We start from the raw sequence: 23732 nt of genomic DNA, 5'->3' as shown, positions 1-23732 counted from the left end.
ATATACCTCATGGCTCAGTCAAATCAATATCTTACCCCTCAAAGTAATTAGTACAAGGGCTGCCGGATTGCAGTGGCATACCGACCAGCGGGAGGTATATAACGGAAAGCCGGAACTACAGCTGATGAAGGGACCGGAAGATGACAGCCCCTGCTATTAAAACAACTTATACTTGCCGGTTACTTATCCTTATTTTTTGGCTGGCTTAAAATAACCGTACTGTCAGGCTGGTTCAGGAGAATACTTTTTTCATCGATCAACGCCTGGATCTCGGCTGGCATCACTGTTTCCAGCGGGTGGTTTTTCAGGTGAAAGACCTGCAGCGTGTTATCGGGCTTTTCCCAATTGATGATCTTACATTGACAACTGGCATTTTCCACCTGGTTAAGAATTTCATGAACCTGCCCTCCTTTCCCTATTTTCTGGTACACTTCGCGAATGCCTACAATTTTATTTTTATCACCTATATCAAAATTCCAGGAAGCTGAAATGGCCGGTATATAATGTGTACCACTATAAATATTCATTAAGGAATGCCGGGGAGATTCGATGGCGCCTGTTTTATTTTTTATACGGGAATAAATAGATACAATACCCGGTGACTCGAATTGCATATAACCGGTATGATCGAAACTGGCGCCATACCGGTTATAGATAAAGTAGCCATTTTTATAGGTAATTTCAATGAGGTTGGAAACCACTTTATGAAAACGATCGCTGTAAGAAATACGGGCCTGCGGCGAGCCGGTATAACATAACCAGATACCTTCCAGGCTATCTATTTCGGCCTGGCTGGGCTGGTATGGTAACAGGCTCATATCCTGTTTTAGTACCGCCAGCTCTTTTTCGCTTTTGTTTTTTTGAACATAGAGGAAACAGGAGGCCGCTATTAACAGTAATACCAATCCGGCCAGCATCATTATTTTCTGTTTTTTCTGCTGGTTGCCGGATTCCAGCTTTTTGATCTGGCTTTCTAAATCCTGGTCCTTAGAACCGGGAGCCAATGCTGCGGCAGGCGCTGCTTCCCCCTGCCCTTCTACCAGGAATGGATCGACCGGATTTTTTTCAAACCCTTTACGCCCAACACCATATAAATACACATAACAGGCATCAATTAAGTAAGGCCGCGGGTTATTGACAATACCATTTAACGCATCTTTTATTTGCCCCCCGGTGATATCAAATTTCCGGTAAGGATAGTCCAGTTGGTCATCGCCTTTTCGGGCAGTATATTCCTCCGTTTCCCAGTTCGTATGATTTTCAGGCAGTTTATTACTGATATCACTTAAAAAAACAGCTATCCCTTCATAGTTCTTCCGGTTTGTATTTTGCACAACTTCGCTACCGGTTTCGTGTTGAAACTTTTCTATCACTTTTGTCAGCAAATAAACAATCTCTTCTTTCCCATTCTTGATAAGAACCATAATAAACTGATAACTAGTTTTTTATAAAAATTCCGAAACAAAATTTTTATTTCCGAAACTAAGATAGGACATTCTGAAATAATTCAGAAGAGCTGTTTTGATTGCATTGTGGCAACGGCACTGTAGTTTTAAGACCTGTTGAAAAAGTTCTGCCCGGTTAGTTTGCCATTAAAAAATAACCGCCAGGATCATTAACGCTAGATTTAACGATAATTGCTTGTTCCATTTTACCTGCCGCCTCCTGACAGCTACCGGCTCTGTTTACACACAATGACGCCAGCTGTCATTGGTACGGAGTGCCCCCATGTAGCACAGGCATATACCAAGTACTTTATCGTTACCTGTTGTGTAAAAGAATGAAATAACCTGTAACAAAAAAGATATGTACGTACGCATTGTTATTACCTGGCTGGTTTTTATTGCAGGCATTTTACCTGCCCATACACAGATAAACAGTCAAACCACCGGTAAGACCAGTTTTTACTTTACCAATAACGGAAAAATAAACCCGATGCGGGTGTTTTATTACAGCCCCAAGGCAAATGTCGACAGCATGCCCGTAGTTATGTTGCTGCATGGTGCGCACCGCGATGCATCGGCTTACCTGGATGGCGTAATTGCCTCGGCCAATTTATTCGGCTGTAAGGTTATTGCCCCCGAGTTTGACCAGGAGGATTTTGAAGGAGCAGATATGTATAACCTTGGCAATGTGTATAACAGGCGTAAAAGAGTATTTAATAAACCTGAAGACTGGACCTTTTCATTAATAGAACCGCTGTTTGATTCGGTGGTAAAAATGACAGGTAGTAAAGTAACCGACTATTATATGTATGGACACTCCGGTGGGGCCCAGTTTGTACACCGCTTTTTAATGTATGCAACCCAAAACAGGGTCATCTCCGCTGCTATTGCCAATGCCGGCTGGTACACCGCATTGAACAATGTGGCTTTCCCGTATGGTTTAAAAAAATCATCGGTGAGCAATGAACAACTGATCAGTTTTCTGGGCAAAAAAGTATACCTGTTATTAGGGGATAAGGATATAGAACGGGAATCCCGCGATTTTAATGCTTCTGCCGATGCCGACGCCCAGGGCAAAAACAGGTTTGAACGTGGAAAGTTTTATTACCAGACCGTTGAGCAGAAAGCAAAAGAACTCAATACCCTTTTAAACTGGACCCTGACCATTGTACCCAATGTAGGCCACTCCAACGAGGGTATGAGTAAGTATGCATTTGCCGCATTTTTTAAAACCCCGGTTAAACAAACAACGGGTAAGCCCTAAAGGGACTAATCTATATATTTTTTCACCAAACTTTCGTTTAACCGGCCACAACAGCCGGGTTTATTAAAAACTTGTCAATGAAAATATTAAAAAAACTATACGTCCAGGTTTTGATTGGTGTGGTTGCGGGTATTACCGTAGGTTATTTTTTCCCATCGCTGAGCAATGCCGGCAAAGTGATCGGGCATGGTTATATCAGCCTGATCAAAATGTTGATCGCTCCCCTGATCTTTTTTACCATTACCATTGGCATTGCCAATACCGGCAGTTTAAAGAAAGCCGGGCGCATTGGTGGTAAAGCCATTATTTATTTTGAAATTGTTTCTACCATTGCCCTTTTGTTAGGCGTTATCATTGCCAATATTTTTCAACCGGGGTCCGGTTTATCGACCAATAATCTGCAGGCGGAAGATGTAAGTAAATATGTAGCGGCAAGCAGTGAGATCAGCTGGAGTGAATTTTTTCTTCACCTGATACCTTCTAATATTGTTGATTCATTTGCCAAAGGCGATATATTACAGGTACTGGTCTTCTCCATTTTATTTGGTATAGGTTTAAGCAAGCTTGACACGGAGGGAAAACCCGTTACCCGCAGCTTTGAAAGAATAAATAAAGTATTGTTCACCATTTTAAATATGATCACACGGTTAAGCCCCATTGGTGCATTTGGAGGCATGTTGTATACCATTGGTGAATTTGGCTTTGAAACCATTATTGTACTGGGTAAACTGATGCTCACCTTTTATATTACCGCCATATTTTTCATTTTTGTGCTGCTGGGTTTATTAATGCGCTATTATAAGATGAGTATTATAAAGCTATTGAAGTATATTAAGGAAGAGTTGCTGATCGTATTGGGATCGAGCAGCAGTGAATCGGTGTTACCCAATATAATGATGAAGATGGAGAATGCCGGTTGTTCGCGAACCGTGGTAGGTTTGGTAGTACCTACAGGGTATAGTTTTAATCTTGACGGCACTTCTATTTACCTGAGCATGGCCATACTTTTTTTGGCGCAGGTGTTCAAAGTTCCCCTTGATCTATGGCAGCAGCTGACAATAGTGGGTATATTGCTGATCACCAGCAAAGGAGCCGGAGGCATTACCGGCAGTGGCTTTATTGTACTGGCCAGCAGTCTTGCTGCCATAAAAGTGATACCGGTAGAAGGATTGGCACTCTTAATAGGTATCGACCGTTTTATGAGCGAAGCCCGGTCTATTACCAATGTTATAGGAAATACTGTAGCCACTGTTATTATTGCTAAACATGAAAAACAGATAGATACAGCGTTGTATTATTCGGTAGTAGAAGGAAAACCTATGCCGGAGAGAGCGATAACTACAGACAGTTATAACGATAACCCGCAAAATGTAATATACAATGTGCAAACAAAGGAAATATAGCTTTCTACTATTACTATTTTGTATATGTGCCCTGGGTATACATGCCAGTGCACAGGACGAAATGGAGTATGAATATGACAGCGAAACAGAAGTCAGCGATACTAAATCGGCTGTACAACTGGTGGTGCTGAAAAAAAGCTATAAACTTGGCGATGGCCTTACATTAAGATCGGGTAATACTTTTTTAAATATCAGGCCAACCTTGCAAACATTGCTGCATGTAAATTCGGACCTGGATAATCTTTCAAAATTCAATTCCGGTTTTAGTATTCCGCGTTCCAGGATAACACTGGTATCTAATCTCCTGGATAAAAAAATCAACCTGGTGGCAAGGATCAACCTGCCATCCAATAACCAAAGCACCACCACCGAACACCGTTCGTTTAACACCACTTTACAAGAAGCTTATATAGAATACCGGAGAAGTTTAGCCCATGTATTTAATATTGGTTTAAGGGCCGATTATATTGATTCAAGAGAGACCAGGTTCCAGGGCGAAAACCTGGGTTTTGTAACCAGGAGCGCTATATCTTCTTCCTTCGATGCCATATTTGATTATGGTATCAGGTATAAAGGAAACTACAGGCTAAAGGGCAAACATTTGCTGAGACCTTATATTTCTCTAACTACCGGTGACAGTCGTTCTGCGTTACAAAAAAACTTCGGAGGGTTTAAGTATGGCATACGCCTGGATTACCTGCCTTTTGACCGGTTTGCAGAAGGGGGCGAGTTTTATATGGATGACCTGGCAAGGGAAAGCAAACCCAAGCTGGTTGTGGGTGTAGTATACAGCTATAACGATGGTACTACCTCGGCCATGGGTACCAATGGCGGGCGGTGGTTATATGGAAACAGTAAACAAAAGGTAATACTACCCGACTACGAAAAATGGGGTGCAGATTATATGTTTAAGTATAACGGGTTTTACTCCCTGGGAAGTTATGTCATCACCAGGGCAAATATACCCAGCGGAATTACCGGGGAGTTCCGGCTCAACGGTACATTTAATGCTTACAGTTCAGGCCAGACACCTGCTGAAACCAAAAACCTGGTGCGTTCACGGTTAAACCTGGGTTCGGGACTTAATGTACAGGCAGGTTATATATTTCCTTCTGATATTGCTGTGGGTGCACGGTTTACCTCACTGAAAAGCGATGAGTATTCTGCTGCATTTGCAGATTATAATAAATTTTATAACCTGGTTATTACAAAGTACCTGCAAAAGCACGATCTAAAGTTACAAATGCAATTAGGCTTTGACCAGCTAAGACAAACTTTAAAAACAGCTGAGTCAAAAGGGAATTATAATATACAGGTGATGACAACGATTCAATTATAAATAAACTGTTTACCAAGATGAAAAGATATTTATTAACCGTACTGATGAACATCTGCATGTTGACGATGTCAGATGCACAGTATACTGCTCCACCCGCCGATTCCTCCATTACCTATGTGGCCGGGGAAGGGTTATATATCAGGCTGGGAAAATTAAATGCCCATACTTTTAATATATTAACTACCGTACAGGCAGGAGGACAATATAACCGTATTGATTCTGTAAACAGCAACAGACTCTCACTGAACCTGGTACGACTGGCATTTACCGGGAGCGTATTAAGAGATAAAGTATCTATGGCCCTGGTGACCGATTTTGCAGGTGTAACACCTATACTGGAAGGCTGGATCGGTTTCTCTGTTTTAAACAAAAAGGGGAAATTATACATTGGCCAGCGTCAAACCCATACTAATAACAGGCTGGCTATGGCCGATGAGCGATTTGCACATAATTTAGGCCAGACTCTGGCCGGTAAATCCAATGATGGTATTGTGTATGGCGGGTTGATGCAAAATTTTGTCGGAGCTACCAGGGAAGGAGGTCTCTTCCTGGAAACGAATATACCGCTTGGCAGCTGGAAGTTATACCCTTCTGTGTCCGTTACCACCGGCGAAGGGCAAAATTTCTTTGATATGCAAAATAATACCGGTTTTAAATACGGCGGTCGTCTGGACATATTACCCCTGGGCGATTTTATTAAGAACAATGCCTTCATTGCGGAAGATATATACAGAGAGCCTACACCCAAATTAGCTGTAGGTATTGCCGGGAGTTATAATATTAAAGCCGGCAGTCCTATGGGGTCAGAAAGTACAACCATCAACAGTATTTATAATAAAAAAGGAGAGGCAGATTTTGCTGACTACGGAAAACTGGTAGCTGATATCATGTTTAAACTGAATGGTTTTTCTTTAATTGGAGAATACACCAACAGTATTGTGCGGGGTAAAGAATTATACCTTAACCAGAGTGCCAGTAACCGGTTAACACCCGAAATGGCAGCAGCCTATTATCATACAGGCAGCGCCATTAATGTTCAAACAGCCTATGTAACCCGGAGTGGCTGGTCTGCAGGAGGCAGGTATACCCATATTGAACCTGAATTCAATACAGCTGAGTCATTGGTTAAAAAACAAAACTGGCACACGTTTACTGTCAACAAATATTTAAAAAACAATGCGCTGAGAGCAGGTATAAATGTATCGTACCTGACCAGCGAACAAAACGGTATAAAAAGTAAAAGCTGGTTAGGCAATCTGGCTGTCCAGATTTCACTATAAAAATCATACATATGAAATATCATATTATATCATTGTCAGTACTATTACTCTTCATCAGTTCCTGCGCTTCAAAAATTGCTTTTGAGCTGGTGCCGCCTGCTGGAGAGGATTATAATACAGAATTATTATTATCGGAAATAGCTACCGCCATTAATACGGATCCGAATGCGGGCACATCCAGGAATCATTATGTGGAACTGTATAACGGAACAGGAGAAACGGTCAACCTGGGTGAGTATGCCATCGGCTACCAGGCCAGTACCGATTTAACAACCCTTGCCGACTGGACTTTTCCCGGTGGTAATTTTATCACACTCTCGGGTAATTTAAAACATGATACCTGTTATGTAATTGCTTCGCCACAGGCCAACACTACTGCAGTACCCAGGAATATAGAGTGGGGCACTACCAGTACCACTGCGGCTAATGCCAGCACTCCCTTACAATTAAGTGGTAACAGTGCCATTGCATTGCTTAAAAAAGATGCAACCGGCAGTATTACTTTAAACGGCAATGCCTATAAAATTATCGATGTATTTGGCAGCCCCCTAACAGGCAGGCTTACCGCCACCGGCAGCTCCAGTACAAGAAATAACCTGATATGGACAGTTGCAGGAGAAACGGATACCCGTAACAGGACCTTCTGGAGAAAGAAAAGCATCAGAAAGCCTACTACTGACTGGCAGCTGGCTAAGGGAACAACCCCAATAGATGGGGAATGGGAATTATCTGCCGACAGGGATTGGAAATATAATAATGTAGGACTTCCTACCAATTAAGAACAGGCCTACTATTCAATATACCATTTAACACAGGGTATATTACCAGATAAATGCTTATAAAAAAACACGCTGCTGAGCGTGTTTTTTTATTTATCAATTCAATACTTTCACCGCCTGCCTCGCCAATAGCTGCCAGTTATGCTTTACTTTAACCCATACCAGGACAATATCCAGCTTTACGGTGCCGGGCTTTCCGCCATCATTGGTGGCGGCATCTAAACGATGGCGTACAATAGCAGTAGAACCTACCACCTGTATGGTTTGATTGGTGAAACTGATGGAAACAAAATCAGATTTACCTGTCACCAGGGTTTGCACAAAAGCATTTTTATCTTCCACCTTACCGCTGGAATGACCATAGGTCAGTTTATCTGATGCCAGTTTGTTCAATACCGATTCATCCGGATCGATCATGGTCAGGCGCAATTTTTCTACAACTGTTTCTACCTGTCTCACTGATTTATCCTGTGCCATAATAACTGTTGCGAACAGGCAAAACAGGATAGTTAATAATGTGATCTTTTTCATTTGTTTAGTTTTTATCAATAACAAACCAGTCAATATCCGCATAACCGGCATCATTGGTTTTGGTTTCCGATGTACAAAACATGCCTACTTTGGCACCGATCCATTGTCCGGGTGTAGCTGTAAATGTACGGGGTATAATGGTAAATTTCTTATTATCGAAACTATAACTGAAAGTACAGATACCTTTTTCTTTCACCTCCACCCGTAAATAAATATCATCGCTTTTTACAGCATCCATCAACAGCTCTTCTTCCCTGCCCTTTTTATTAGCGGCTTTATTATTTACATAACTGATAAAATTGCCGTCTTTCGTTTTACGAATACCGATATAAGCATAACTCTGGCCCATTACCAGTAAACCCACTTTATCGTTTTCGAATTTGGGGTTGAATTTCAGCTTAATGGTAGCTTTAAAATTATCGGCCGGGAATTTTTGCGTGAGCCTGTTAGGCCTGTTCCATAAAGAACGGGTAGTATCATCGTTTTTAAAAGCATATAACCTTAAATAACCCAGGCGGCCTGTAACAAAGCCCCAGCGCTGATCGTAGTTCGCTGCCCATTGCCACTGCAAACCCAGTTGGGGTTCGTTGAACTGGTCCGATTCAACCGGTGTAACTACCGGGTAAGGCCCCTTGCCTACATTCGGCTTTTTATATACCATCACCGGGTTACCTTTCCCATCCCCATCTTTGTCTTCACCAATCACCGGCCAGTCGTTCACCCATTTCATGGGCTGTAAATGCACCACACGTCCGTAAGCATCCTTATCCTGGAAATGTACAAACCAGTCTTCGCCGGTCTGTGTATTTACCCAGGCGCCCTGGTGCGGACCATTTACCGATGTTGTTCCCTGGTCCATTACAATTTTATGTTCGTAAGGTCCGTATATATTTTTACTACGCAATACCAACTGCCAGCCGGTAGCCACACCGCCTGCCGGCGCAAACACATAATAATAACCATTGCGTTTATGGATCTTAGGACCTTCCACCGTTTTATGATCCGGGTTGCCGTCAAAGATCAATACCGGGTCGCCAATTACTTTGGTTCCTTCGGCATTCATTTCCTTAATGGCTAAAATACTTTTAAAGCCGGCACGACTGCCCGCATAAGCCATGGCTAAATATACTTTGCCATCCTCATCCCAGAACGGACATGGATCGATAAGACCTTTACCTGCTTCCACCAATACGGGCTCTGACCAGGGCCCGGTAGCATTTTTTGCTTTGGTAACATAAATACCAAACTCCGGATCGGGAAAATATATCCAAAACTCACCTTTATGATAGCGGATGGCTGGTGCCCATACACCATTACCATGCTGCACGGTATTGTATACATCATAAGGCGGTTGTTTAGCCAGCGCATGTCCAATGAGTTTCCAGTTCACGAGATCTTTTGAATGCAGGATGGGCAAACCCGGTACCTGGTCAAAGCTGGAGGCGATCATATAATAATCATCACCTACCCGTATAGCATCCGGGTCACTGTAGTCAGCATTCAGGATGGGATTTTTATAAGTGCCGTTTTTATTATCGGCCACCCACACATTGGAAACATAATTATCGGATTGTGCCTTTACCTGCGACACAAATAATGGTGATGCAGCAAGCAGACAGGCAAACGTGTTGCGTAGTAATGACATAAGCTTTCGTTATTCTACTTTTACAAAGTAATAATATGATGCTCAATATCTTAAAAAAAGACCAAGGGTATTGAAAAACTTACGCAATCGTTATCAGCATACAGAATAGGATTTAAGATTGTTGATTTAACGATTTATGATTTGGAATCTAAGAAGTCAGATCCGAGAAGTGAGATCTAAGAGCGGTATCCCGGGTATTTAGTTAATGGTTATTCGTTAATAGTAATACATGAGCATAATACGAATCTCAAGCTTTAAACCTCTTGAACATTTGAACTTCTTGAACCTCCTAACTTTAAACCATTTCAACATTTGAACTTTGAACTATTGAAACTTCACAACCTCCCAATAAGCTTGCTTTGGCTGCAGGTTTTTATCAAACAATAAAGGATAATCCTTTCGTTTGTTTACGGGGAAATAATCCAGCCAGCTGTGGCGGTCGCTGATATTCCAGAAAGTAACACTACTGATATATTTTCGGTATTTCCTGAATAAGCGGAAAAACATTTTGTACGCAACGGTTTGAGCTGTTTCTTTCTCTGTTGTATACAGTGTATCACTATCCGTTGGCAAACGTTGCCTGGCATTATGTTCTTTTTTGTGTACCGATACATCTAATTCGGTAATATGCATTTTTAATCCCAGTTTACTGAAGTCTTCCAGTGTTGCATCCAGCTGTTCCTCTACAGGCTCGGTAACAGACCAGTGTGCCTGTAAGCCCACACCATGTATGGGTACCCCTTTTTGCTGTAAGTTTTTTATCATGGTAATGATCTTAGCACGTTTTGTTGCGCTGATCTCGTTATAGTCATTATAAAATAAAAGCGCTCTTTCATCTGCCGCATGAGCGTATTCAAATGCCTTACTGATAAAATCCTCCCCGGCTATCTGGTACCATAAACTATTACGGTAAACTTCAGCAGGGTTATCCGATATCACTTCATTTACCACATCCCAGGCATATACTACATCTTTATACCTGGTTACAACTGTCGTAATATGTTCCTGTAACCGGCGTAACAATTCTTCTTTGTTCACCAGGTTATTGTTGGCATCATAAAAAAACCAGGCCGGCACCTGCTGGTGCCAGCAGAGCGTATGCCCTCTCAGTTTCAACCCATTTCGCCTGGCAAAAGCTGCAATGCTATCGGCCTCACGCCAGTTATATACGCCTTGTTTGGGTTGTAATACGCCGGGTTTCATGGCGTTTTCTGCCGTAAGGCTGTTAAACTGTTGCAATATAAAAGCACCTTCATCTGTTTTCAGTGCCCGGCCGCTTACGGCAACACCTATATCAAAATAACCGCGGTACGCTTCTTTTAAAGTTAATACCTGGGAGGTTGATACACCTGCATGATTCAATAAGGCCGGTGATGGATAGGTTAGCAGGTCTGGCTCTCCCGTTTTCTCGGGCATATCTATTAAAGTGGAACTATGTTGCGATAGTAAGTTTTTGTTTACCGGGCTATGCAGCAAAGCAACTGTTATGATAAAAGCTGTGATAACCGGTGACAAAATTGTAAATAAGCACTTCATTTATTCAGATCAGTTTTAATATCCGGGGTTATTACCTGGTTTACCGCCATTTTAAAAAAGGGGTACCGGTGGTCAATATAATTGTTTACACTTTATATCCTGCTTATTATACAGCCTGCTGTGAAGACAGGTTAATACACCCCTAGCATACATCATAAAGCATCAATACATCGCTATTTCATTGCTTTAATGGGAACAATAGTACCATCGGCATTATATGTCAGTTCGGTTACTTTTATATTCCGCAAATGGGTATGACCGCTTAACTGTACATCGTGGTAAAACAGGTACCATTTATTTTTAAATTGTACAATAGAATGGTGATTGGTCCAGCCTTCTACCGGGTGTAAAATAATACCCTGGTAGGTAAATGGTCCATAGGGATTATCGCCAATGGCATAACAGATATTATGGGTGTCGCCGGTAGAATAGGAGAAATAGTACCGGCCTTTGTATTTATGTACCCAGGCTGCCTCAAAAAATCGTTTATCGTTGTCCTTTGCTTTAAAAAGATTTCCGTTCTTATCTACGATTTTTATTTCTTTTACCGGTTCTGCAAAACTTAACATATCCTTGCCCAGCCGGGCCATTCGTGGTAAAACAGCCAGCTCCTCCCCGTATTTATTAGTAGCGTCTGCATGATACACGTTATTATCCCAACGCTGCAATTGTCCGCCGCTGATACCCCCAAAATACATATAATGGCTGCCATCATCATCCGCAAAAACTGCCGGATCCATGCTGAAACTATTTTTAATCGGTTCGGCTGCTGCCTTAAACGGCCCTTCCGGTTTGTCACTCACAGCCACACCAATCTGGAAAATATCCTGTTTGTTTTTTGCAGGAAAATATAAATAATACTTTCCGTTGGCATAGGCCGCATCAGGCGCCCAAAGCTGGCGGCCTGCCCAGGGAATATCTTTTAAACTTAATGCTACACCATGGTCAGTTACTTTGCTCCCGACACCATCCATAGAAAATACATGATAATCCATCATATCAAAATGATCGCCCTGTTCATTACCGGGTGCACCGGTGGCCGTATCATGCGAAGGATAAATATAGATACGGTTGTTAAATACATGGGCCGAAGGATCAGCCGTATAGATATGGCTAACCAGTGGCTGGTTGATATATTTACTTTGCACTGTATCCGCTTTATTAGCTGCAGTATGATTATTTGTTTGATACCTGTTGCTGCAGGCTGCAGCAGTAACGACTAAAAAAAAGGTCAGGTTAAATTGTATCTTTTTCATGATCTGTAATTATTGAAATCGTTAAATAAAACATACCGGGAAACACTCTATATTTTAAACAAAGTGCTCCCCGGTATTACTATATTATAAACCCGGATACAGGCGTTCCTGGTCATTTGCCGGAACAGGCCCGGTGAATGATGCCAGCAGTACTACAGCCGGTAACATAATTTTAATTAACCTGAACTACAACCTTAAAAAACAATTGTAATATCATTTAACCATTACCAGAAGATAGTGTACAGGGCCAGTAAGATACCTATCACAATAAGTGATCCAATTGTAAAGGCCGGAGTGGTTTTAAACATCCTGCTATCTACTTCCATTGGGGTAGTCACTACACCTCGTTTATTATCGTACAGGCTTATCAGCACCATACCTATAACTGCAATAATAAATACAAAGCCCATGCGGTCGAGAAACGGAATTTCAAATACGCCTTCCTTATTTGCAACTGCAAAACCGAACTGGTGTAAAAACTCCAGGTCAACCATAGTGGGTAAGAACTTAAATAAAATGGAGAATGCAAAACCACCTATTGTTGCAAACATGGCTGCATTACTGGTTGTTTTTTTCCAGAAGAAGCCCAGCAGGAACATAGCGAAAATACCCGGTGATACAAACCCTGTATACTCTTGTATAAATTCAAATCCTCCCTTTTTATCAATACCCAGGAATGGTGCAATACCAACCGCTATCAACATAGATACCACTACGGCAATACGGCCAACTTTTACCTGCTCCTGTTCTGTAGCTTCAGGTTTTATTTTCTTTTTGTACAGGTCTAATGTAAAGATGGTGGCAATACTGTTAGCTTTACCTGCCAGTGATGCTACAATAGCTGCCGTTAAGGCTGCAAAGGCAAGTCCTTTTAAACCCGGGCCTAACAGGTTCAATAAGGTAGGATAAGCTTTGTCCTGTAATAATTCTCCGTTCACTACCATCTCCTGCTGAAAATGACCATTCTGGTACAATACATAAGCCGCAATACCCGGTAACACCACGATGATCGGCATTAATAATTTTAAATAGGCTGCAAATAAAATACCGCTGCGGGCAGTTTTTAAATCGGCGCCCAAAGCACGCTGTGTGATGTATTGATTACAACCCCAGTAATTCAGGTTCACGATCCACATACCACCGATCAATACCGTTAAACCGGGCAGACTGCTAAAGAATGGATTATCTTTTGAGAAGACCATATGGAAATGATCATCAGCTTTTTCCGTTAAAACTTTTAAACCTGCAAGTGCCCCGCTGCTGCCAAACTCCTCGCCTACCAAATCCAGGGCGAGATAAGTAGTAGCCAAACCACCCAGTATTAAAAAGAATACCTGTATTACATCCGTATAGCCAATTACTTTCATACCACCCAGTGTGATCAGTATGGAAAATACCGCCAGGAATATCATACAGGCCGTAATACTGATACCCGAGATACTACTGATAGCCAATGCACCCAGGAACAGAATAGACGTAAGATTTACTACCACATATAATAATAACCAGAATACCGCCATGATCATTGCAACGGTACTGTTATACCGTTGGTGTAAGAATTGCGGCATAGTGTATATCTTATTTTTTAAGAACACGGGTATAAAAAATACTGCCACAATAATCAGCGTTGCCGCGGCCATCCATTCATATGTAGAAATAGCCAACCCCATTGTAAAGCCATTCCCGCTCATGCCTATAAATTGCTCTGCGGAAATATTAGAGGCGATGAGTGATGCACCAATTGCCCACCATGTTAAAGAACCTTCGGCCAGGAAAAAATCCTTGGTATCAGTAACCGCCTTTTTCTTGCGATGATAGATCCAGTAACCATAACCAGCAATGAATACAAAGTAAATCAGGAAGACAATGATGTCTGGGGTGGATAAATTATTCATACAACAATTAATGTTTTAAAAAATTGACAGTACCGTTTTGGTTTGCCTGATGATAATCTTCCAAATATATTTAAAATCAGTGCTGATTGCTGAAAATGTTAAATTTTAATTATTCCTGGTTAAACAACTGTTAGTTTATTTGTGCATCGTTATTATACAAACTCATTTACCAACACCCTTGAAGGACTTTATAATATAGATATACTATATATGATCTGCCCCTCCTTATCAATTACCACTGCTACACTTAACCAGCATAGTACAGGATGCCACCGGTAATCATACCCTACCTTTTCACTATCCGTTACTCTGAGGTGTTACGATTTAATTGCATACAAACTTTAACCTGACCGGCAATGTACAGGAAAAGCATTCGTATAGTAACTGTCTGGTATGCCAGCATATTATACCCAATCGTTCTTTGACGCGGATGCTAAAGTAGGAAAAAGAAATTAAAAATGTAACCGATTGCATAAAAAATTGAAAATAATCTTTTACTTTGTACTTGTACAAATGTGCAAGCGATTGTAACAATATATTATGACGCAACCAGATATTACCATATACGATATTGCAAAAAAACTAAGTCTTTCGGCCGCAACAGTGAGCCGGGCGCTTAATAATAACCCGGCCATCAATGCAAAAACACGGAAGCGTGTTAACGATATGGCAATGGAAATGGGCTACCGCTCTAACAACTTTGCCAGTAATCTACGGAAAGGGAATACACATACCATTGGTGTACTGGTACACGAACTGAAAAGTAATTTCATCACCTCAGTATTGGCAGGTATTGAAAAAGTAACTACCGAAGCCGGTTATGATATCATCATTGCCCACTCATCGGAAAGAAAGGAAAAAGAAATTGCCAATGCGCATAACCTTTTTCATAAACGGGTAGACGGCCTGATCGCATCCCTGGCTTTTGATACGGAGAACCTGGACCATTTTGATCCTTTTTTTAAAAAAGGTATCCCCGTTATTTTCTTCGACCGGGTTTTTGAGCATACAGATTTTGCCCAGGTAATTATTAATAATTACAGGGCGGCTTATGATATTACCAGTCACCTGGCCAAACAGGGATGCAAACGTATCATGCATGTAACCGCCAGCCTGGAACGTAACGTATATTCGGAAAGGTTTAAAGGTTACCAGCAGGCACTAAAGGATAATAAATTAAACTACGATAAAGACCTCCTCATTACCAACCAGCTTTCCGAGGAGGCCGGTATACAGGCTGCCATGCAGATACTGGCCATGCGTAAAAGACCCGATGCTGTTTTTGTGAGTAACGATTTTTGTGCCGCCGTGCTCATGCGTACCCTGCAGGATAATGGGGTACATATTCCCAAAGACATAGCAGTGGCCGGCTTTAATAATGATGCCGTAGGAAAAATTGTTTCGCCAAAACTAACCACCATCGATTACCCCGGTATAGAGATGGGCGAAATAACGGCCCGCAATCTCGTGAATCATTTACAGGGTGTATCAAACCTGGCGCTGACCAATAAAATAATCATCAAATCGGAGCTCATCATCCGTGAGTCTACTTTAAAAAAGAAACCGTCACAAAAATAAACAGGTACCTATACCAAATAATATGAATCAAACAAATCAAAAAGTTGCCATTGTTACAGGCGGAGGCTCAGGTCTGGGTTTAGCCATAGCAGGGGCTTTTGTCAGGCAGCACATATTTACCATCATCATAGGCCGTAATGCGGAGAAGTTGCAAAAAGCAAAAGAAGAACTGGGCGAACTGGCAGCCGCCATACCCTGCGACCTGGATAACCTGGCTGCTATACCCCCGTTAATACAAAATATATACGATACCTACGGCCGCATTGATATACTGGTAAATAATGCGGGGGTTAATTATAAAAAAGAATTTACCGAAGTAACCGATGCGGAATTTGCCCAGGTAATACAAACCAACCTGCTGGCGGTTTTTGCTGTTTCCCGTGAAGTGGTGAAAAAGATGTTGCCCAAACAAAGCGGCAGCATTATTAATATCAGTTCCATGGCGGCACAGTACGGGTTACCCAAAGTAATTGCCTATAGTGCATCCAAAACCGCTATCGAAGGTATGACACGTGCCATGGCTGTAGAATTATCACCGAAAGGAATAAGAGTGAACTGTATTGCACCTGGATTTATTTATTCCGATATGACCGCCGCCGCATTGAACAGTGATCCCGAGCGCAAACAAAGGGTATTTGCCCGTACCCCCATGGGTATTATGGGTGAGCCTGCCGATATTGGTGAAGCCGCTTTGTTTTTAGCAACCAAACAGGCAAAATTTATTACAGGTGTAGTACTGCCCGTTGACGGTGGTAATAGTATAGGATTTTAAAAAAAAGAAGGAAGTAGTAAGTATGACAACAATGATTCACACCATGCGCTGGTACGGGCCTAATGATCCCGTTAGTCTTTGGGATATCCGCCAGTCCGGCTGCACCGGTGTTGTAACCGCCCTGCACCATGTGCCGGTAGGCGAAGTATGGACCGTTGATGAGATCAACAAACGTAAACAGGAAGTAGAAGCTGCAGGCCTTAACTGGGAGGTAATTGAAAGCCTGCCTGTGCACGAGGATATTAAAAGACAGTCCGGTAATTTTTTACAACAGATAGAAAATTATAAAACCAGTTTAGAAAATGTAGCGGCCTGCGGCTTAAAAGTAGTGACCTACAATTTTATGCCCATACTGGATTGGATGCGCACCGATGTAAACTATACCTTGCCGAACAGGGCAAAGGCCCTGTATTTCAATAAAGCAGCCTTTGCCGCTTTTGATATGTTCCTGTTACAACGCCCCAATGCGCAACAGGATTATGATGCAGCCACCATACAAAAAGCCACCGATTATATTCAGCAGGCCGATGAAGAAGAAAAAAAACGCCTGTACAGCAATACCCTGCTGGGTTTGCCCGGTAGCGAAGTACAGTTTACCCGGGAGCAGATATTAGAGGCTTTACAGGGTTATGCCAACATTAATGCAGAACGTTTACAACAACATTTGTTTTATTTTTTACAACAGGTAGTACCCGTTGCCGAAAAGCTGGGGTTAAAGATGGCTATTCACCCCGATGACCCGCCTTATCCTATTTTAGGCCTGCCGCGTATTGTGAGTACCGAAGCGGATGCATTAGCAATTATCAATGCCTGCCCCTCACCTGCCAATGGCCTGTGTTTTTGTACCGGCTCTTACGGCGTACGTGCCGATAACGACCTGGCAGGCATGATACAACGCCTGGGACAGCATATTCATTTTTTACACCTGCGCAGTACCCGCCGTGATGAAGAAGGTAATTTTTTTGAAGCGGATCACCTGGATGGTGATGTGGATATGTATGCGGTGGTGAAAGAAATTGTACTGGCTATGAAGAAGTATAATAAAGCTATTCATATGCGTCCCGATCATGGTCACCAGATGCTGGATGACCTGGTGAAGAAAACTTACCCGGGGTATTCTGCTATTGGCCGTTTAAAAGGACTGGCCGAGTTACGTGGACTGGAATTAGGTATCCAACGATCATTGAACAATTGACAATTGACGATGGACAAGTGACAATGTCAGGGAACAGGGAGCAATTAGAGTTTGCCACTGCCTGCAGCAAGACAGAACAGTTCAAAATATTATTATAAACATGTTGTTATTAGGACTAGATATAGGAACATCGTCGGTAAAAGTTTCAGTATTTGATGCGCATACGGGCCAAACAGTGACCAATGTACAATACCCTGAAACAGAAACCGGTGTTATATCGCCACAACCCGGCTTTGCCGAACAATCGCCCTTACAATGGTGGAGCGATGCGCAGCAGGCCATTTTAAAAGCCAATGCTACCGGCAAGTATAACCCGAAAGAGATTGCTGCTATTGGTATTGCCTACCAGATGCATGGCCTTGTAGCAGTGGACGATCAGCAGCATGTGTTGCGTAACAGTATTATCTGGAGCGATAGCCGTGCCGTTGAAATAGGCAACAAAGCCTTTGACACCATCGGGCATGAAAAAAGCTTATCGCATTTATTAAACTCACCAGGCAATTTTACCGCCAGCAAGCTTGCCTGGGTAAAGGCGCATGAACCGCAGGTTTACGAACGCATTGCCAAGATCATGTTGCCCGGTGATTATATCAACATGAAACTTACCGGGGAGATCAACACCAGCGTATCAGCCTTAAGCGAAGGCGTGTTCTGGGATTTTAAAAACCAAAGCCTGTCTGCCGATGTATTAAATTATTTTGGTTTTGACAGTACATTGATACCCGAGATACAGGAAGTATTTACCACGCACGGACAATTACAAAAAACGGTAGCAGAAGAATTAGGATTAAGTACCGGCATACCGGTTACCTACAAAGCGGGCGACCAGCCCAATAATGCTTTAGCTTTAAATGTACTACACCCCGGTGAGGTAGCGGCAACAGCCGGCACTTCCGGGGTAGTGTATGCTGTAAGCGACCAGCTTGTATATGATCAGCAATCGCGTATTAATTCCTTTGCCCACGTAAATCATACGACGCAACAGCAACGTATTGGCGTGTTATTAAACATTAATGGCTGTGGTATTATGAACAGCTGGATAAAAAAATTAACCGGCGGTCAGCATATTACTTACCGGCAAATGAATGATGCAGCAGCCACGGTAGAAGCAGGCAGCAACGGATTATCAGTATATCCTTTTGGTAATGGCGCGGAAAGAATTTTTAACAACCGCATTATTGGCGCTCATTTTAAAAACCTGGATCTGAATATTCATGGCACAGCACATATTTACCGTGCTATACAGGAAAGCATTGTGTTTGCCTTGCGGTATGGTATTGATATTATGCGGGAAAATGGTATCGCTCCCAAAATCATCCGGGCCGGTTCGTCCAATATGTTTTTAAGCGAGGTGTTTAACCGTGTATTTGTGAATACCACACAGGTACCGGTTGAACTGCATAAAAATGATGGCAGCACAGGGGCCGCCATTGGTGCAGGTATCGGCCTGGGCATATTAAATGAAGTCAATGCTTTTAAAAATACAAAGCCCATTGCCGTGATTGAACCGGAGCAAGACAACCGTTACGAAGACCTGTATGCGTTTTGGAAAGCCGGCTTGCCGGTGTAAAAACAGGTTAATTGTTATTTGTAAAAAGTTATTCGATTAAAATATAAAAACAAGATATCATGAGCGTTTTAGTAGGACAACAGGAGTATTTTAAAGGGATACCCGCCATAAAATATGAGGGATTGGAAAGTGATAACCCACTGGCATACCGCTGGTACGATGAAACAAGAGTAGTAGCCGGAAAATCCATGAAAGAGTGGTTACGTTTTGCCGTAGCCTACTGGCATAGTTTCTGCGGCAGTGGCGCCGATCCCTTTGGAGGCCGTACTCATTTTTTTGCCTGGGATAAAAAGGAAGATGCTGTAGAAAGGGCCAAAGACAAAGCTGATGCCGCATTTGAATTTATTACGAAACTTGGTTTACCCTACTACTGTTTTCATGATGTGGATGTAGTGGACTATACCAACAATATAGCTGACAATGAAAAAAGACTGGAAGCTGTTACGGCTTATTTAAAACAGAAACAAGCAGACAGTGGTGTTAAATTATTATGGGGTACTGCTAATTTATTCAGTCATGAACGTTATATGAACGGCGCTTCTACCAATCCGGATTTTCATGTGCTGGCACACGGTGCTGCACAGGTACAGGCTGCCTTAAATGCAACCATTGCTTTAGGTGGTGAGAATTATGTTTTCTGGGGTGGTCGTGAAGGTTACATGAGTTTGCTGAACACCAATATGAAAAGAGAGAAAGAACATTTTGCCCGTTTTTTACATACAGCAAAAGATTATGCCCGTAAAAACGGTTTTACCGGCACATTCTTTATTGAACCTAAACCATGTGAGCCCAGTAAACACCAGTATGATTATGATGCGGAGACCGTGATCGGTTTCCTGCGCCAGTACGATCTGTTAAATGACTTTAAACTGAACCTGGAAGTAAACCATGCTACCCTGGCAGGCCATACCTTCCAGCATGAATTACAGGTTGCCGTTGATACCAATACCTTAGGTAGCATTGATGCTAACCGCGGTGATTATCAAAACGGCTGGGATACTGACCAGTTCCCCAATAACCTGAACGAACTGGTTGAATCGATGCTGGTGATTGTAGAAGGCGGTGGCTTTGCAGGCGGTGGTATTAATTTTGACGCCAAGATCCGTCGTAACTCTACCGACCCGGCTGACCTGTTCCACGCTCATATCGGCGGCATTGATAATTTTGCCCGTGCCCTGGTAGTGGCCGATAATATTTTACAAAACTCGGATTATAAAAAAATCAGGTCCGATCGTTATGCCAGCTTTGACAGCGGTGCCGGTAAAGATTTTGAAGCCGGTAAATTAAGCCTGGAAGACCTGAGAAATTTTGCCCTGAGCAATGGCGAACCTGCCATGATCAGCGGCAGGCAGGAATACCTGGAAAATATCATCAACCGTTTTATTTAATTGTATCTATACCAGCCATGTTCAGCTACAACCGTAACTGAACATGGCTTTTTTATTGCTTTCAAACGAACTCTTATGCCCCTTAAATTTTTGTTTGCCCTCTTATTAAGTATTGGCACCGGTTATAATGTGCTGGCACAACACTTTAAAAATCCCATACTGGCGGGCTTTTATCCCGATCCCAGTATATGCGCGGCCAATGGTAAGTATTACCTGGTTAATTCCACCTTCTCCTATTTCCCGGGCCTGCCGATATTTGAAAGCACGGATTTAATTAACTGGACACAGATAGGCAATGCCATTGACAGAAAAGAACAACTGCCTGACCTGAAAAACGGTGGTGTGTCCCGTGGTTTATTTGCCCCGGCCATCCGTTATCACAAAGGGCTTTTTTATATTACCTGTACTTTAATAGATAAGGGCGGCAATTTTGTTATTACGGCAACCAATCCTGCAGGCCCCTGGAGCAAACCCGTATGGACGCCAAAGGTCCATGGCATTGATCCTTCCTTGTTTTTTGATGAAGACAAAGCCTATATCATTTATAACAGCGATGCGCCGGATCAAAAACCGGAGTATGACGGGCATCGTACCATTAAAATAATCAGCTATGATATACAACAACAACAAACAACCGGCGATCCGGTAATATTAGTGAATAAAGGCAGCGCCAACAGTATCAACCCCATCTGGATAGAAGGTCCGCATATTTATAAAAAAGATGGCTGGTATTATTTAACCGCAGCGGAAGGCGGTACCGGGTATAATCACTCGCAGGTGGTTTTCAGAAGCAAAGAAGTAACCGGGCCTTACGAGTCCTATGATAAAAATCCTATTCTCACACAACGTCACCTGGATAAAAACAGGCCTGCCCCTATTACCACTGTTGGTCACGCCGATCTTGTACAGGCGCCTAACGGCGATTGGTACGCGGTGTTTTTAGGTTGCCGTCCTTATGACGATGATCATTACAATACCGGCAGGGAAACATTCATGGCTCCCGTTAAATGGGTAGATGGCTGGCCGGTTATTAACCCGGATATGGCGGAGGTACAGTACCGTTACCCCATCACACATGCCGCCACTTATAAAACACCAAGCTATACAGGCAGGTATATTTTTAAAGACAATTTTAAAAATAAAACTTTGGATAAGCGTTACCTGCAGTTACGCATAGGTGAAGAAAACTGGTACCAGCTACTGCCCGGAAAAGGTTTATCGCTTGCTACAAGACCTGTTACTGTAGAACAGAATAATCACCCCTCTTTTATAGGTTTCAGGCAGGGATACCTGGATGGTGTTACAGAAATCAAACTGGATTTTACACCGGCAAATGAAAATGAACAGGCGGGATTAGTCGTTTTTCAAAATGAAAAGCATTATTACTTTTTTGCAAAAACCATTATCAATGGCAAGCCGGCTATTGCTTTATATAAAGGTGCCGGTAATAACAATAATGCCGGCAGGCCGGAGTTAATAGCATCACGGTTGCTTTCATCCAATCAACCCATTTTATTAAGGGTAACGGCGGAAAAAGATAAGTATCATTTTTCCTATAGTGTAGGGAGCAACAAAAAGTTCATTCTCCTTATAAAAGATGTGGATGCCCGTTTTGTGAGTACCCGCACCGCCGGTGGTTTTGTGGGAGTGATACATGGTATGTATACAAGCAGTAATGGACAGGCATCCGTTAATAAGGCCGTGTTTCGATCATTTATGTCCGCCAGTAATGATATAAAGTAATAAGTTTTTCCAATGAATGGATAGGTATGGGAGCGAGGTTAAGCCCGGTTGGGTAATAAGAACATGCGACCCCTACGGGGTCGGAAATGTTTTCGTTTGCATAAATCTATAAACATATGATGCCGCTGGCATCTAAACATGGTATTCTCATTATAGGTGGAGTTTCGCCACCCCGACGAAGGGGAGGCCTGCTCAATTCAAGGAATAATTACATAGCAGGAGATGCCTCCTGCGTCGGCATCACGTATCCTTCTTTCATGGGCAGCCTTATCCCGAAGGGATAAAAATATTTATAGAAAAGACCAAAGCGTTTCAGCACGACCCCAGCGGGGTCGAATATTTATTTTGATATGGTTCGTGAGACAAGAACCATGAAAATACAAGAGCCCCGGCAGTTTAGTGATGCCGGGGCTCTTGATTAAATATGATTGCGATTCAATTTTATTGCTTTATCACTTTCCACATTTCCTGCGCTACCAATAAATTACCTGCATTGTTGAGGTGCACCCTATCGGTGGTTAAAATTCCTTTTTCTTCATTTTTAGGATTATTTTTTTGCAGGTAACCGGCAAAAGCATTTCTCAGATCCACCAGCGGTAGTTTAAACTCATCCGCAAGTGAACGGATCACTTTACTGTACTGGTTCAGGTCACCGTCCTGCTGGTTGCTGTTATCATTCCGCTCACCGATCACCGTTGGTGTGCATACGATAACTTTAATATTTTTATCGGTGAATTTTTTGATCAGCGCTTTATAAAACTGGATATACTTTGGCAGGTCGGTGCCGGTACCCGAGCTGGCTTTATGCCATACATCATTGATACCGATATAGATCACCACTACGTCCGGGTTTTTGCTTAACACATCATTCTCTACCCGCAGGTACAGGTCATATATTTTATTACCACTGATGCCAGCGCCCACTAATTCATAATTGGCAGACTGACCTTCGGCTTTGATCAGGCTATCCATTTTTGTAATATAACCATCAGGATTTACACCCGCCTGGGTAATGGAGTCGCCAAAGAAAACTACTTTCTTTTTCTTTTGTGGTGAGGTAAAAGCCATGAGCAAAATGCCTGCAAAGAGTATTGCGTATTTCATGTTTTATTG

At 42.4% G+C, this 23732-nt stretch carries 18 protein-coding genes; 11 read left to right on the top strand and 7 right to left on the bottom strand.

Annotated elements, in window-relative coordinates; genetic code table 11:
* Nucleotides 1-179 precede the first annotated feature (179 nt).
* Nucleotides 180-1424: a hypothetical protein gene (locus ACFS6H_RS05610; protein ID WP_386096120.1), complete on the bottom strand. Its 1245-nt coding sequence runs from the start codon at nt 1422-1424 to the stop codon at nt 180-182.
* A gap of 382 nt (nt 1425-1806) precedes the next feature.
* Here ACFS6H_RS05610 and ACFS6H_RS05605 point away from each other — a divergent pair, with 382 nt between their 5' ends.
* From ACFS6H_RS05605 to ACFS6H_RS05585, 5 genes are all read left to right on the top strand, one after another.
* The gene (locus ACFS6H_RS05605) at nt 1807-2709 is read left to right on the top strand and encodes a hypothetical protein (protein ID WP_386096118.1); all 903 of its coding nucleotides are present in this window, start codon (nt 1807-1809) and stop codon (nt 2707-2709) included.
* Nucleotides 2710-2786: 77 nt separating this feature from the next.
* Nucleotides 2787-4112, top strand: coding sequence for a C4-dicarboxylate transporter DctA (gene dctA / locus ACFS6H_RS05600; protein ID WP_386096116.1), 1326 nt, complete (start codon nt 2787-2789; stop codon nt 4110-4112).
* Nucleotides 4090-5451: a hypothetical protein gene (locus ACFS6H_RS05595; RefSeq protein ID WP_386096114.1), complete on the top strand. Its 1362-nt coding sequence runs from the start codon at nt 4090-4092 to the stop codon at nt 5449-5451. The genes dctA and ACFS6H_RS05595 overlap by 23 nt, the downstream gene beginning before the upstream one ends.
* A 17-nt stretch (nt 5452-5468) precedes the next feature.
* On the top strand, nt 5469-6731 hold the full coding sequence (locus ACFS6H_RS05590; RefSeq protein WP_386096112.1) for a hypothetical protein: 1263 nt from the start codon (nt 5469-5471) through the stop codon (nt 6729-6731).
* Nucleotides 6732-6742: 11 nt separating this feature from the next.
* Nucleotides 6743-7510 (top strand): lamin tail domain-containing protein, encoded by a 768-nt coding sequence (locus tag ACFS6H_RS05585; RefSeq protein ID WP_386096110.1) that lies wholly within the window; start codon nt 6743-6745, stop codon nt 7508-7510.
* 96 nt (nt 7511-7606) lie between these two features.
* Here the strand turns inward: ACFS6H_RS05585 and ACFS6H_RS05580 are convergent, their stop codons facing one another.
* The 5 genes from ACFS6H_RS05580 to ACFS6H_RS05560 form a co-directional block, all read right to left on the bottom strand.
* Nucleotides 7607-8041: a nuclear transport factor 2 family protein gene (locus ACFS6H_RS05580; RefSeq protein ID WP_386096108.1), complete on the bottom strand. Its 435-nt coding sequence runs from the start codon at nt 8039-8041 to the stop codon at nt 7607-7609.
* 4 nt (nt 8042-8045) lie between these two features.
* Complete coding sequence (locus tag ACFS6H_RS05575; RefSeq protein WP_386096106.1) at nt 8046-9686, bottom strand: glycoside hydrolase family 43 protein; 1641 nt, start codon at nt 9684-9686, stop codon at nt 8046-8048.
* A gap of 324 nt (nt 9687-10010) precedes the next feature.
* Nucleotides 10011-11222, bottom strand: coding sequence for an endo-1,4-beta-xylanase (locus tag ACFS6H_RS05570; protein WP_386096104.1), 1212 nt, complete (start codon nt 11220-11222; stop codon nt 10011-10013).
* 173 nt (nt 11223-11395) lie between these two features.
* Nucleotides 11396-12478: a glycoside hydrolase family 43 protein gene (locus tag ACFS6H_RS05565; RefSeq protein ID WP_386096102.1), complete on the bottom strand. Its 1083-nt coding sequence runs from the start codon at nt 12476-12478 to the stop codon at nt 11396-11398.
* Between the two features lie 224 nt (nt 12479-12702).
* The gene (locus ACFS6H_RS05560) at nt 12703-14373 is read right to left on the bottom strand and encodes a sodium/sugar symporter (protein ID WP_386096100.1); all 1671 of its coding nucleotides are present in this window, start codon (nt 14371-14373) and stop codon (nt 12703-12705) included.
* Nucleotides 14374-14913: 540 nt separating this feature from the next.
* Here ACFS6H_RS05560 and ACFS6H_RS05555 point away from each other — a divergent pair.
* The 6 genes from ACFS6H_RS05555 to ACFS6H_RS05530 all read left to right on the top strand — a co-directional run bounded on the left by ACFS6H_RS05555 (nt 14914) and on the right by ACFS6H_RS05530 (nt 22619).
* Entirely contained in the window at nt 14914-15951 is a 1038-nt protein-coding gene (locus ACFS6H_RS05555; RefSeq protein ID WP_386096098.1) for a LacI family DNA-binding transcriptional regulator, read from the top strand.
* Nucleotides 15952-15973: 22 nt separating this feature from the next.
* The gene (locus ACFS6H_RS05550) at nt 15974-16723 is read left to right on the top strand and encodes an SDR family NAD(P)-dependent oxidoreductase (RefSeq protein ID WP_386096096.1); all 750 of its coding nucleotides are present in this window, start codon (nt 15974-15976) and stop codon (nt 16721-16723) included.
* A 22-nt stretch (nt 16724-16745) separates the two neighbouring features.
* Nucleotides 16746-17918: a mannonate dehydratase gene (gene uxuA, locus ACFS6H_RS05545; protein ID WP_449343072.1), complete on the top strand. Its 1173-nt coding sequence runs from the start codon at nt 16746-16748 to the stop codon at nt 17916-17918.
* Nucleotides 17919-18018: 100 nt separating this feature from the next.
* On the top strand, nt 18019-19488 hold the full coding sequence (locus ACFS6H_RS05540; protein ID WP_386096094.1) for a xylulokinase: 1470 nt from the start codon (nt 18019-18021) through the stop codon (nt 19486-19488).
* A 59-nt stretch (nt 19489-19547) separates the two neighbouring features.
* Nucleotides 19548-20876: a xylose isomerase gene (xylA, locus tag ACFS6H_RS05535; RefSeq protein ID WP_386096092.1), complete on the top strand. Its 1329-nt coding sequence runs from the start codon at nt 19548-19550 to the stop codon at nt 20874-20876.
* Nucleotides 20877-20951: 75 nt separating this feature from the next.
* Nucleotides 20952-22619 carry a glycoside hydrolase family 43 protein gene (locus tag ACFS6H_RS05530; RefSeq protein ID WP_386096090.1) on the top strand — a complete coding sequence of 556 codons (1668 nt, stop codon included), beginning with the start codon at nt 20952-20954 and terminating at the stop codon, nt 22617-22619.
* Nucleotides 22620-23060: 441 nt separating this feature from the next.
* On the opposite strand, the gene ACFS6H_RS05525 is transcribed toward ACFS6H_RS05530, so the two are convergent.
* Nucleotides 23061-23723 carry an SGNH/GDSL hydrolase family protein gene (locus tag ACFS6H_RS05525; RefSeq protein ID WP_386096088.1) on the bottom strand — a complete coding sequence of 221 codons (663 nt, stop codon included), beginning with the start codon at nt 23721-23723 and terminating at the stop codon, nt 23061-23063.
* Between the last annotated feature and the right edge of the window lie 9 nt (nt 23724-23732).

Origin of the sequence: Terrimonas rubra (assembly GCF_042686025.1) — a bacterium.
GTDB lineage: Bacteria > Bacteroidota > Bacteroidia > Chitinophagales > Chitinophagaceae > Terrimonas > Terrimonas rubra.
This window is presented reverse-complemented; position numbering and strand designations above follow the sequence as displayed.